The 13,207-nt window shown below is 71.2% G+C and carries 8 protein-coding genes; all 8 read left to right on the top strand.

Going from position 1 to position 13,207, the window contains the following annotated elements; all coding sequences use genetic code 11:
- The first annotated feature begins 122 nt into the window (after nt 1-122).
- Nucleotides 123-2,090 (top strand): TIGR03960 family B12-binding radical SAM protein, encoded by a 1,968-nt coding sequence (locus ACFVH5_RS32655; RefSeq protein WP_385837333.1) that lies wholly within the window; start codon nt 123-125, stop codon nt 2,088-2,090.
- A 107-nt stretch (nt 2,091-2,197) separates the two neighbouring features.
- A complete protein-coding gene (locus ACFVH5_RS32650) occupies nt 2,198-3,475 on the top strand; it encodes a hypothetical protein (protein ID WP_385837332.1) in 1,278 nt (425 codons plus the stop codon).
- A gap of 135 nt (nt 3,476-3,610) precedes the next feature.
- Nucleotides 3,611-4,405 carry a TIGR03936 family radical SAM-associated protein gene (locus ACFVH5_RS32645; RefSeq protein WP_385837331.1) on the top strand — a complete coding sequence of 265 codons (795 nt, stop codon included), beginning with the start codon at nt 3,611-3,613 and terminating at the stop codon, nt 4,403-4,405.
- Between the two features lie 249 nt (nt 4,406-4,654).
- Nucleotides 4,655-8,800 carry an Rne/Rng family ribonuclease gene (locus ACFVH5_RS32640; protein ID WP_385837330.1) on the top strand — a complete coding sequence of 1,382 codons (4,146 nt, stop codon included), beginning with the start codon at nt 4,655-4,657 and terminating at the stop codon, nt 8,798-8,800.
- A gap of 343 nt (nt 8,801-9,143) precedes the next feature.
- Nucleotides 9,144-10,490, top strand: a complete 1,347-nt coding sequence (locus tag ACFVH5_RS32635) for a phospholipase D-like domain-containing protein (protein ID WP_385837329.1) — start codon at nt 9,144-9,146, stop codon at nt 10,488-10,490.
- 205 nt (nt 10,491-10,695) lie between these two features.
- A complete protein-coding gene (gene rplU, locus ACFVH5_RS32630) occupies nt 10,696-11,016 on the top strand; it encodes a 50S ribosomal protein L21 (protein WP_055509933.1) in 321 nt (106 codons plus the stop codon).
- A gap of 14 nt (nt 11,017-11,030) precedes the next feature.
- Nucleotides 11,031-11,285: a 50S ribosomal protein L27 gene (rpmA, locus tag ACFVH5_RS32625; protein WP_107016287.1), complete on the top strand. Its 255-nt coding sequence runs from the start codon at nt 11,031-11,033 to the stop codon at nt 11,283-11,285.
- 184 nt (nt 11,286-11,469) lie between these two features.
- Entirely contained in the window at nt 11,470-12,906 is a 1,437-nt protein-coding gene (gene obgE / locus ACFVH5_RS32620) for a GTPase ObgE (protein ID WP_384809242.1), read from the top strand.
- The last annotated feature ends 301 nt before the right edge of the window (nt 12,907-13,207 follow it).

Below are 13,207 nucleotides of genomic sequence, written 5' to 3'. Positions count from 1 at the left end.
CGCAGACGCACGACGGCCCGCCACGGCCCGTCCAGTGGCGTGCACGGACGGCCGGACAGGGCGCACCCACAGGCACGTTAGGCTGGAAAGTCATCCCCTGTCGGCTCGCAAAGGTTCGTGAGATGTCTGCCGAAACCGCTGTGTCGGTCTTTCCACAGCTCGAAGCTCTGCTCCCGCATGTGCAGAAGCCGATCCAGTACGTCGGCGGAGAGCTCAACTCCACGGTCAAGCCCTGGGAGGACTGCGACGTCCGCTGGGCGCTGATGTACCCGGACGCGTACGAGGTCGGGCTGCCCAACCAGGGCGTCATGATCCTCTACGAGGTCCTGAACGAGCGCGAGGGTGTCCTCGCCGAGCGCACCTACAGCGTCTGGCCGGACATGGAGGAGCTGATGCGCGAGCACGGCGTCCCCCAGTTCACGGTGGACGGCCACCGCCCGGTGAAGGCCTTCGACGTGTTCGGCCTCAGCTTCTCCACGGAGCTGGGCTACACCAACATGCTGACGGCGCTCGACCTCGCGGGCATCCCGCTGGAGTCGAAGGACCGCGGTCTCGACGACCCGATCGTGCTCGCCGGCGGCCACGCCGCCTTCAACCCCGAGCCGATCGCCGACTTCATCGACGCGGCGATCATCGGCGACGGCGAGCAGGCCGTGCTCGACATGACCGCGATCGTCCGCGCCTGGAAGGCGGAGGGACGGCCCGGTGGCCGCGAGGAGGTCCTGTTCCGCCTCGCGAAGACGGGCGGGGTGTACATCCCGGCGTTCTACGACGTCGAGTACCTCCCCGACGGCCGGATCGGCCGCATGGTCCCCAACAAGTCGGGTGTCCCGTGGCGCGTGTCCAAGCACACGGTCATGGACCTGGACGAGTGGCCGTACCCGAAGCAGCCCCTCGTGCCGCTCGCGGAGACGGTCCACGAGCGCATGTCGGTGGAGATCTTCCGCGGCTGCACCCGCGGCTGCCGCTTCTGCCAGGCCGGCATGATCACCCGCCCCGTCCGTGAGCGTTCCATCACGGGCATCGGCGAGATGGTCGACAAGGGCCTCAAGGCGACGGGCTTCGAAGAGGTGGGCCTGCTCTCCCTCTCCTCGGCGGACCATTCGGAGATCGCCGACATCGCCAAGGGCCTGGCCGACCGGTACGAGGAGGACAAGGTCGGGCTGTCCCTGCCCTCCACCCGGGTCGACGCGTTCAACGTCGACCTGGCGAACGAGCTGACCCGCAACGGCCGCCGCTCCGGTCTGACCTTCGCCCCCGAGGGCGGCTCCGAGCGCATGCGCAAGGTCATCAACAAGATGGTCTCGGAGGAGGACCTGATCCGGACCGTCTCCACGGCGTACGGCAACGGCTGGCGCCAGGTCAAGCTGTACTTCATGTGCGGCCTGCCCACCGAGACCGACGAGGACGTCCTCCAGATCGCGGACATGGCGATGAACGTCATCGCCGAGGGCCGCAAGGTCTCCGGCCAGAACGACATCCGCTGCACGGTGTCCATCGGTGGCTTCGTCCCCAAGCCGCACACGCCGTTCCAGTGGGCCCCGCAGCTGTCGGCACAGGAGACGGACGCCCGGCTCGGCAAGCTCCGCGACCGGATCCGCGGCGACAAGAAGTACGGCCGCTCCATCGGTTTCCGCTACCACGACGGCAAGCCCGGCATCGTCGAGGGCCTGCTCTCCCGCGGCGACCGCCGCATCGGCTCGGTCATCCGCGCCGTCTACGAGGACGGCGGACGCTTCGACGGCTGGCGCGAGTACTTCTCGTACGACCGCTGGATGCGGTGTGCCGACAAGACGCTCCCCGCCTTCGGTGTGGACGTCGACTGGTACACCACCCGCGAGCGCACCTACGAGGAGGTCCTGCCCTGGGACCACCTCGACTCGGGCCTCGACAAGGAATGGCTCTGGCAGGACTGGCAGGACGCGCTCGACGAGACCGAGGTCGACGACTGCCGCTGGACCCCCTGCTTCGACTGCGGGGTGTGCCCGCAGCTGGACCTCGACATCCAGGTCGGGCCGACCGGCAAGAAGCTGCTGCCGCTGACGGTGAAGAACGCCGCGCCCGCCGCGGCCGGCGGTCACAGCCACTGAGACGGGTTTTACGGCGGGGACGGTGCGATCCGGGGCGAGCGCGGAGGAAAGTGCCGTTCCCGGACCGTTCGTGCATCCATCCGGACGGTTGACGCGTCCGTGTGGGTATGGACCTGGAGAAGTCGCCGCAGCCCGCGCCGCCCGTGATGCCCTCGCGGCAGCGGGACGCCGCTCCTGAGGGATGTCTCGCCGTCGCCATCCGCATCCCGGTGCGGATCGTGGTGTTCGTGCTGATCGTGCCCGTGCGGATGGCCTGGGACGCGCTGGTCGTCTGCGGCCGGCTCCTCGACGACACACTGCTGCGGCCGCTCGGCCGCGCGCTCATGTGGGTGCTCGCGCCGGTCGGACGGGCCCTCGTGTGGCTGCTCGACGGCGTCGCGACCGTCCTCGCCCGGCTGTTCACCGGCATCGGGTACGCGCTGAAGTGGCTGTGCATGCTGCTGTTCGTCTGGCCGTGGGTGGGCCTGTGGCGTTACGTGGCCGTGCCGGTGGGCCGGGCGCTCGCCTGGCTCGGACACGTGCTGCTGGTCGTCCCCGCCCGGTGGCTGTACGAGCGGCTGCTGACGCCGCTGGGCCACGGCATCCTGTGGACGCTGCGGGGCTTCGGGGCCGGCTGCGCCTGGCTGTGGCGGACGGTGGTGCTCACTCCGACGGGCTGGCTGTACCGGGCCCTGCTCGCGCCGACCGGGCGCGGTGTCGCGTGGGTCGTCGCGGGGCTGTGGTCCGGGGTGGTGTGGGTCTCGCGGGGACTGTGGGCGGGAGTTGTACGGGTCTCCCGCGGGGTGTGGGCGGGCATCACATGGGTCGGCGGGGGACTGTGGGCCGGCATGACATGGATGGGCCGAGGGCTGTGGGCCGGCATGACATGGGTCGGCCGCGGGCTGTGGGCCGTGGTGGTCTGGCTCGGCAAGGCCGTCGGGACCCTCCTGCGGTGGATCCTCGTCGTACCCGCCGTCGCCCTGTGGCGCTGGGTCCTCGCACCGGTCGGACGGGGCATCGCCGTCATCGCGCGGGAGATCGGCGAGGCCCTGGGACACGCCTGGCGCGTCGCCGGATACGTGTCCCTCGCCGTCGGCCGCTTCCTCGGACGACTCTTCCGGTGGATCTTCGTCGAGCCGGTGCGGTGGGCGTACCGGAGCGTGTTCACTCCGATGGGGCACTTCGTACGGGACGTCTTCTGGAAGCCCGCGGCGGAGGCCGCGCGGAGCGTGGGCCGCGTCACCCGGCAGGCCCTGGCGAGCGCCCGGGAGACGGCACGGCAGACCAGGGCCGACATCAGGCGCGCGCTGTTCGGCGCACCGCGCGAGCCCGAGCCCGTACCCCTGGCCGGACCCCGCGCGGAGCCGGAGCCGGTACGCCTGGTCAAGCCCGGCGGGCCCCTGTAGAGCACGCCCGGCCCCTCCCGAAGGGAACGCACGGGCGCCGACACACGTACTCTAGGTAGTAGTACGACCGCACTCACGAAGGACTGAACGACACTGGGCAAGCGACAGCCCGAAGGCCCGCCGCCCGCACCCGCGGTGCAGCGCATCCGACTGCGCTACACCAAGCGCGGCCGCCTCCGGTTCACCAGCCACCGTGACTTCCAGCGTGCCTTCGAGCGCGCGTTGCGCCGAGCCGAGGTGCCCATGGCGTACTCGGCGGGGTTCACGCCGCACCCGAAGGTGTCGTACGCCAATGCCGCACCCACCGGCACGGGCAGTGAGGCGGAATATCTGGAGATCGCGCTCACCGACGCGCGCGATCCCGAGAAGCTGCGCGCACTCCTCGACGAGTCGATGCCCGCGGGGCTCGACATCATCGACGCCGTGGAGGCCCGTACGTCGGGTCTCGCCGACCGGCTCACCGCGTCCGTGTGGGAGATGCGCCTCGACGGCGTGTCCCACGAGGACGCGCTGCGCGCGGTCGACGCCTTCACCGCGGCCGAGACCGTCGAGGTGCAGCGCAAGGCGAAGAACGGCATGCGCACCTTCGACGCCCGCGGCGCCGTCGCGAGTCTGGAGGCGCACGGTGCACAGCCGACGGCACACGGTGCACAGGCTGATAGGCCGACCGACCAGGCCTGTGCGATACTGCGGCTGGTTGTTCGGCACGTGACGCCTGCCGTTCGACCTGACGACGTCCTGTCCGGTCTCCGAGCTGTGGCCGACCTGGCGCCGCCGGTCCCCGCAGCGGTGACCAGGCTGGCGCAGGGGCTTTTCGATGAAGAGACCGGCACGGTGACCGACCCGCTCGCGCCCGACCGCGAGGCAGCAGCAGATTCTCCGGGAATCTCCGGGGACACCGCAGCTGCCGCCGCGAAGGCGCTGGCGTAAGGAAGGTCCCGCGCAGGGACGTACGTCGAAGCGCCGCCCTCGTATCCGGGAGCCACCTGGTTCGGGCAGCGCACCGACCAGAAGACTTTCGCCAGGCCGTACGCACTCATGGCATACGGAACCGGCGAGACAGGACACAGAGAGCTCCCGTGCGGCGCCCGCGCCCCGGACGGCGGCACCGCGCAACGCGCGAGCCGCGGACGTCACCGGATCCGCGGCGCCCGGGAGCCTGACGGGAGATCCACCCGCATGCTTGAGCCGACCGACCCCACCGAGCCTTCCACGGGCTCCGACAACAGCACCCCGAGCGACACGCTGCCGCCACGCCGGCGCCGTCGTGCCGCTTCGCGCCCCGCCGGCCCGCCGTCGGCGGACGCCGAGAGCACGGCCGTGGCGCAGACCACGGCGCCGGCCATACCGGCCGTGACCTCCGCGGACCTCGCGACGGAGGAGGCGGCCACGACCGCCGCTCCCAGGAAGAGGGCCGCGGCGAAGGCACCCGCGGCCGCCGCGGACGAACCGACGGAGGCATCGGCCGACGAGGCCGCCCCCGCTCCCCGTGCGCGCCGTCGTGCCACCCGAGGCGCATCCGCCCCGGCGGGAGCCCCGCAGGCCGCCGAGGCCACGACTGCCGAGACCGCCGCGCCGGCCGTGACGGCGGCGCCCGAGGCGCCCGCCGAGACCGAGGCCGACGAGGCGCCCGCCCCGCGTGCGCGCCGTCGTGCCACGCGCCGGGCCACCGCGCCCACGGGTGCGCCGCAGGCTGCTGAGGCCGCCGAGACGGCCGTAACCGCCGAGGTCGCCGAGACCGTCGAGGTACCGGCCGCTGCTCCGGCTGCCGAGGAGGCACCGGCTGCCGAGGCCGAGGCGGCGCCCGCGCCGCGTGCGCGCCGTCGTGCGACCCGCCGCGCCACCGCGCCCGCGGGTGCGCCGCAGGCGGAGGCGGAGAGCGTGACGCCCGAGCAGGCGCCCGCCGAGGCCGCCGCCGAGCCCACTCGTCGCGTCGCCCGGCAGAAGGCGGAGCGCGCCGAGACCCCCACCGCGACCGAGCCCACCGAGGCCGTTGCTCGCGACGAGCGCAGGGAGGCCCCCGTGGCCGCTGCCAAGAACGACCGGTCCGCCGAGACCGAGACCCCCGCCGACGCCGACGACGCCACCCCGCGCCGCGCCCGTCGCCGGGCCACCCGCAAGGCGGCCGGAGGCTTCTCCGCGCCCGCGCCCCGCAAGACCGCCGAGGAGGGTTCGGCCCGGCGCCCCGCGCGCCCCGCCGTCGCCGTCTTCCAGGCGCCGGTCTTCACCGAGCCGATGTTCCAGACCCCGGAGCGTGCCGCAGCCGCCGCCGCGGCCGAGGCCGCCGAAGAGGTGGAGGAGGTCGCGGAGCCGGTCCAGCAGCAGGCCGCCCCCGTGGCCGCCGCAGAGGAGGAGACGGGCGGTTCGCGCCGTCGCCGCCGCCGTGGCAAGGCCGAGGAGCCCGCCGCCCCCGCCGAGCGTGCCCCGGTGGAGCGTGCCCCCGAGGCCGAGGAGCCGGCCGAGGAGGAGTCCGCAGAGGACGCCGCCGACGGTGACGACAGCGAGGAGACCGGTTCGCGCCGCCGTCGCCGCCGCGGTGGCCGTCGCCGTCGCCGGGGCGAGTCCGCCGACGCGGACGACGACTTCGCCGCCGAGCAGAACGAGCGGGGTGAGCGCGGCGAGCAGGCCGCCCGGACCTCCGACGACACCGAGGACAGCGCCGAGCAGGGCGAAGAGGACTCCGCCGACGCGGACGACGACCACGACGACGGCGGCGGCTCCAGCAGCAGCCGTCGCCGCCGGCGCCGTCGCCGTCGCGCCGGTGACTCCTCCGGCGAGGCCGAGTCCGGCGAGAGCGACCCCGAGCGCACGGTCGTCAAGGTCCGCGAGCCCCGCAAGAAGGACGAGCACCCCAGCGACGAGGTGCAGTCCATCAAGGGCTCGACCCGCCTGGAGGCCAAGAAGCAGCGCCGCCGTGAAGGGCGCGAGCAGGGCCGCCGCCGCGTCCCGATCATCACCGAGGCCGAGTTCCTGGCCCGCCGCGAGGCCGTCGAGCGCGTGATGGTCGTCCGCCAGAGCGGCGAGCGCACGCAGATCGGTGTCCTTGAGGACGACGTGCTCGTGGAGCACTACGTCAACAAGGAGCAGTCGACGTCGTACGTCGGCAACGTCTACCTGGGCAAGGTCCAGAACGTGCTGCCGTCGATGGAGGCCGCCTTCATCGACATCGGCAAGGGCCGCAACGCTGTCCTGTACGCCGGTGAGGTCAACTTCGAGGCGCTGGGCATGGCCAACGGCCCCCGCCGCATCGAGAGCGCCCTGAAGTCCGGCCAGTCGGTCCTCGTGCAGGTCACCAAGGACCCGATCGGCCACAAGGGCGCCCGCCTCACCAGCCAGGTCTCGCTGCCCGGCCGCTACCTGGTCTACGTGCCCGAGGGCTCCATGACCGGCATCAGCCGCAAGCTGCCCGACACCGAGCGCGCCCGGCTGAAGACCATCCTCAAGAAGATCGTCCCCGAGGACGCGGGCGTCATCGTGCGCACCGCAGCCGAGGGCGCGAGCGAGGACGAGCTGCGCCGTGACGTCGAGCGGCTGCAGGCGCAGTGGGAGGACATCGAGAAGAAGGCGAAGAGCGGCAACGCCCCGACCCTGCTGTACGGGGAGCCGGACATGACCGTCCGGGTCGTCCGCGACATCTTCAACGAGGACTTCTCCAAGGTCATCGTCAGCGGCGACGAGGCGTGGGACACCATCCACGGTTACGTCGCCCATGTGGCGCCCGACCTGGCGAACCGCCTGTCGCGGTGGACCTCCGAGGTCGACGTCTTCGCGACGTACCGGATCGACGAGCAGCTCGCCAAGGCCCTGGACCGCAAGGTCTGGCTGCCCAGCGGTGGTTCGCTGGTCATCGACAAGACCGAAGCGATGATCGTCATCGACGTCAACACCGGCAAGTTCACCGGTCAGGGCGGCAACCTCGAAGAGACGGTCACCAGGAACAACCTGGAGGCGGCCGAGGAGATCGTGCGCCAGCTGCGGCTGCGCGACCTCGGCGGCATCGTCGTCATCGACTTCATCGACATGGTCCTTGAGTCCAACCGGGACCTGGTGCTCAGGCGCCTCCTGGAGTGCCTGGGCCGCGACCGTACGAAGCACCAGGTGGCCGAGGTCACCTCGCTGGGCCTCGTCCAGATGACCCGCAAGCGGGTCGGTCAGGGCCTGCTGGAGTCGTTCTCGGAGACCTGCGTCCACTGCAACGGCCGCGGCGTGATCGTGCACATGGAGCAGCCGACCTCCGCCGGAGGCGGCGGCAAGCGCAAGAAGCGCGGTCGCGGCGGTGCCGAGCAGCCCCACGAGCACGAGCACACGTACGAGACGGAGACGGCCGAGGCCGTCGAGCCGGACGAGACGGCGGCCGAGGTCGCCGCGGAGGCCGCCGAGCCCGTCGCGCTTCCCGAGCCCGAGTTCGTACCGGACGAGGACCTCTACAGCAGTGCCGCCGAGGCGGAGGCCGCGGCGACCCGTGGTGGCCGTTCGCGCCGCCGGTCGGGCCGTCGTGCGTCGGCCCCGGCGGGTGCGCCGAGGTCCGAGTCCCGCAGGTCCGAGCGGGCGGAGCGTGCCGAGCAGGCCGAGCGCCGGGACGAGGTTCCGACCGCGCAGTCCGTGACGCCGGAGGAAGAGGTCGCGCGTCCGGTCCGGCAGGAGCCGGCCGAGGTCGCGCAGACGGCGCCCGTCGCCGCCGAGGACCCGGTGGTCGAGGCTCCGGCCGCCGCCGAGGCCCCGGCCGTCGACGACGCGGCTCCCAAGGGCCGTACGCGCCGTCGGGCCACCCGCAAGGTGTCCGCGCCCGCCGGTTCGCCCACGGCGGCCGAGGAGACCGTGGTGACGGTCTCCGAGCCGGTCGCCGCGCCCGTCGCGCCCGCCGAGCCCGTGGAGCAGGCCGCCGAGGCCGTCTCCGCTGAGGAGCAGCCCGTCGCGGACAGTGCCGCCCCGGCCCGTCCGAGGCGTCGTGCGGTCCGCAAGGCCACCGCGCCGACCTCGTCCGCCGAGACCGCCGTCACGGTCGTCCCAGCGGCGCAGCCGGACGCCGCGGCGCAGGCCGTCGAGGCGCCGGTCGAGGCCCCCGCGGAACCGTCCGCCGAGGACGGCGACGACAGCGTGGCGCCGGCCAAGAAGACGGCCCGCAAGGCGGCCAAGAAGGCGCCCGCGAAGAAGGCCGCCGCGAAGAAGACGACGACGGCGGCCAAGAAGACGGTCGCCAAGAAGACCACGGCCAAGAAGGCGACGAAGACCGCCAAGACGGCCGCGAAGTCGACGTCCAAGAAGACCGCGGCGGCGGAGCAGCAGACGCCGTCCACCGTCACGGCCTCCACCGACGAGGACTGACGAGGGCGCAGGACGGCGGAGGCGCGAGCCTCGGCACGACGCCCCCCGCCCGGCGCTCACCGCGCCGACCGGGGGGCGTCGTCATGTCCGGCGGGAGTGCGGCCGTGGTCGGCGTGGGGGCCGCCGCCGTCACTCGTACGACCCGCGCGGTTACCCGAACTGTCGTTCCGGGTGCCCGGTTTGACGTACCGTGGCGCGTTTTGGGGAGCATCACGGACATCACATTCACCCCCCGCCCCTTGGCTCGTGACCCCTCACCTGTAAAACTCGGGCGGTCATTGATTACACATACACGGGTGTGCGTCGGGGAGGACGTTCACACGTGTCAGGGGGAGGGGATCCCATGGCGCGCGTGCGCCTGCAGGGCACGGGGCGGCACCGCGCTGTGAAGCCGGTCAAGGGGAGCCGTCAGGCGCTCGCGCTGGCGACCGTGCTGTCCGCGGCGGGTGTCCAGGCCGGTACGACGGCGGGTACGGCGCAGGCCGTCGACAACCCGGCGTGGACCGAGGGGCCGATCTTCAACGACCCGCTCGGCACCACCGACCAGCAGTACGCGATCCGCACCCGGCTCGTCGAGCTGACGAACTCCGCACTGCCCGGCTCCACGATCAAGGTCGCGGTCTACCACGTCTGGGAGGCCGGCGTCGTCGACGCGCTCGTCGCCGCCAAGAACCGCGGAGTGCACGTACAGGTGCTGCTCGACGAGTCCAGCATCAGCGACCGCCCGACGAACACCGCCTACGGGACGCTCGCCTCGGGTCTCGGCACGGACCGTACGCAGGGCTCGTACGTCTCGACGTGTCCGGAGAACAAGTCGTGCCTCGGCGACCCGAAGTTCGGGCAGTCGATCATGCACAACAAGTTCTGGCTGTTCTCGGCGGTCAAGGGCGCCACGAACGTGGTCGTCGAGACCACCTCGAACTCCACGCCGTCCGCGCACACGCGCTTCTTCAACGACGCGCTGCTGCTGCCGAACAACCCGACGATGTACGACGCGTACGCGGACTACTTCGACACGATGGTCGCGCAGGACTGGGAGTCCTGGAACTACCGCACGGTGAGCAACGGCCTCTACAAGGCGTACTTCTTCCCGCGGGCGGGCAACACGCGGGCCACCGACTCGGTGTACTCGATCCTCAACAACGTGACCTGCAAGTACAAGGACACCGCGGGCGTCACGCAGTCGACCAAGGTCCGGGTGGCGATCTTCAAGATCACGCGGCTGGCCATCGCGGAGAAGCTGGTCGACCTGAAGAAGGCGGGCTGCTCCGTGAGCATCGTCTACGCGGAGTCGGACAGCGCCAAGAGCAGCGGCGGCACCAAGGGCACCTGGGAGAAGCTGCACACCACCGGGGGCCCGACCGTACGCTGCTACAACGACGACCGTGACCCGCTGAACCCCGGCAAGAAGCTGGTCACGCCGTACATCATCCACTCCAAGTACATCCTGGTGGACGGGGTGTACGACGGCGTGAAGAACAAGGTCAGCTTCACCGGCTCCGGCAACTACACGGGCCCCGCGCTGCGCGAGAACGACGAGTCGATCGTGAAGGTCGACGACGGCGCCGTGCACGACATGTACAAGATCCACTTCGACCGGGTGACCAAGGTCGCCTACCCGGGCACCGCGGACACCACGGATCTGTGCAAGGGCGTGAAGCCGCTGCCCGCGGACGGCGAGCCCACGTAGGTTGCCTGGTCAGGGGGCGCTCCGGACCCGGTTTGACCCCCAGGTCGGGGCCCCGTAACCTTGACCCTCGGTGTGTTTCTTGATGCACCGCATTCCCGTAAACCTCTTCCTCCTGGTGGCTCGCGCCCCGGGAGAGGCTGCCTGCTTCGCTTTTTTCGGTGGCTGGACTGCGGGGATTCCGATTTCGAGTGAGAGAGAGATCCGCGTGTACGCCATCGTGCGCAGCGGTGGTCGCCAGCACAAGGTTGCTGTCGGCGACATCGTTGAGGTTGACAAGATTTCCACTGCCCAGGTCGGCGACACGGTCGAGCTCTCGACCCTGCTCGTTGTCGACGGAGACGCTGTCACCAGCGACCCGTGGGTGCTGGCCGGTATCAAGGTCCAGGCCGAGATCGTGGATCACCACAAGGGTGTGAAGATCGACATCCTTCGCTACAAGAACAAGACCGGCTACCGCCGTCGTCAGGGCCACCGCCAGCAGTACACGGCGATCAAGGTCACTGAGATCCCCGCGGCTGCGAAGTAAGGGACTGAGGAGAGATGGCACACAAGAAGGGCGCATCGTCCACCCGGAACGGTCGCGACTCAAACGCTCAGCGGCTCGGTGTGAAGCGCTTCGGCGGTCAGACCGTCAACGCCGGTGAGATCCTGGTCCGCCAGCGTGGCACCCACTTCCACCCCGGCGTGAAGGTCGGCCGTGGCAAGGACGACACGCTGTTCGCGCTGGCCGCCGGTGCGGTCGAGTTCGGCACGCACCGTGGCCGCAAGGTCGTGAACATCGTTCCGGTCGCCTGACCGGATCTTTCGCGAGGCGGACCTCACTTCCCGTACGGGAAGCGGGTCCGCCTTTCGCGTGTTTTAACTGGTGGAGAGGTGTCCGTCGGACGGACACCGCCATCGAGTAGTGATCATCGGGCGGCGACGACCGCGTGGTGCTCATCGATGAGAGATTTTCCGTACGTAACTGGAGGCACATCCCATGACCACCTTCGTGGACCGCGTCGAGCTGCACGTCGCCGCGGGTAGCGGAGGCCACGGCTGTGCCTCCGTCCACCGGGAGAAGTTCAAGCCCCTCGGTGGCCCGGACGGCGGCAACGGCGGCCGTGGCGGTGACGTGATCCTGGTCGTGGACCAGTCCGTCACCACGCTCCTCGACTACCACCACTCCCCGCACCGCAAGGCCACCAGCGGCCGGCCCGGTGAGGGCGGCAACCGCTCCGGCAAGGACGGCCAGGACCTGATCCTGCCCGTGCCGGACGGCACGGTCATCCAGGACAAGGACGGGAACGTCCTCGCGGACCTGGTGGGCCACGGCACGACCTACGTGGCCGCCGAGGGCGGCAGGGGCGGCCTCGGCAACGCGGCACTGTCCTCGGCCCGCCGCAAGGCGCCCGGCTTCGCCCTGCTGGGTGTTCCCGGCGACCTCCAGGACATCGTCCTGGAGCTGAAGACGGTCGCCGACGTGGCGCTGGTCGGCTACCCGAGCGCGGGCAAGTCCTCCCTGATCTCGGTCCTGTCGGCGGCCAAGCCCAAGATCGCCGACTACCCCTTCACGACCCTCGTCCCCAACCTCGGTGTGGTGACGGCCGGCTCGATGGTCTACACGATCGCCGACGTACCCGGACTCATTCCCGGAGCCAGCCAGGGCAAGGGCCTGGGGCTTGAGTTCCTGCGGCACGTGGAGCGCTGCGAGGTGCTGGTCCACGTGCTGGACACGGCGACCCTGGAGTCGGACCGCGACCCCGTCTCCGACCTCGACATCATCGAGGAGGAGCTGAACCAGTACGGCGGGCTGGGCAACCGGCCGCGCCTCGTCGTCCTCAACAAGATCGACGTGCCCGACGGCAAGGACCTGGCCGAGATGGTGCGCCCCGACCTGGAGGCCCGCGGCTACCAGGTCTTCGCGATCTCCGCCGTCGCCCACATGGGTCTCAAGGAGCTTTCCTTCGCGCTCGCCGAGCTGGTCGGGAAGGCGCGTGCGGCGAAGCCGAAGGAAGAGGCGACGCGGATCGTCATCCGGCCGAAGGCCGTCGACGACGCCGGCTTCACCGTGGTCCGCGAGGACGACGGCCTCTACCGCGTGCGCGGCGAGAAGCCGGAGCGGTGGATCCGCCAGACCGACTTCAGCAACGACGAGGCCGTCGGGTACCTCGCCGACCGGCTCAGCCGCCTCGGCGTCGAGGCGTCGCTGATGAAGGCGGGAGCCAACTCCGGTGACGGCGTCGCCATCGGTCCCGAGGAGAACGCCGTCGTCTTCGACTGGGAGCCGTCGGTGCTGGCCGGTGCGGAGATGCTCGGGCGCCGTGGTGAGGACCACCGCTTCGAGCCGCCGCGGCCGGCTGCGCAGCGGCGTCGCGACAAGCAGGCGGAGCGGGACGAGTCGGACCAGGAATTCGACGACTTCAACCCGTTCTAACGGGTGTGCCCTCCGGGCCGGGGGTGCGCGGATACACCTGCGGCCCGGTGGGGGCTGGTCGCGCCGTTCCTCGCGCCCCTTGGGTGGGTGGGGGTGCTGTGGTGTTTTGGCTGCGGGGGGTGGGGTTGAGCGTGGTGTGCCCCGGGCGCCTGTTTCTAGGGGCGCGGGGAACTGCGCGATCAGCCCCCGCCGGGCCGCAGGTGACAGCGTGGCCGTGTGTGCAGTGCAAAGGCGTGGGGGGCCGCTGAATCTACCGGCCCCCCCCCCGTTTTGTTGCGCGAACGCGTTTAAGCCGCCAACC

This window comes from Streptomyces sp. NPDC127119 (assembly GCF_042677425.1).
In the GTDB taxonomy this organism is placed as follows: Bacteria; Actinomycetota; Actinomycetes; order Streptomycetales; family Streptomycetaceae; genus Streptomyces.
This window is presented reverse-complemented; position numbering and strand designations above follow the sequence as displayed.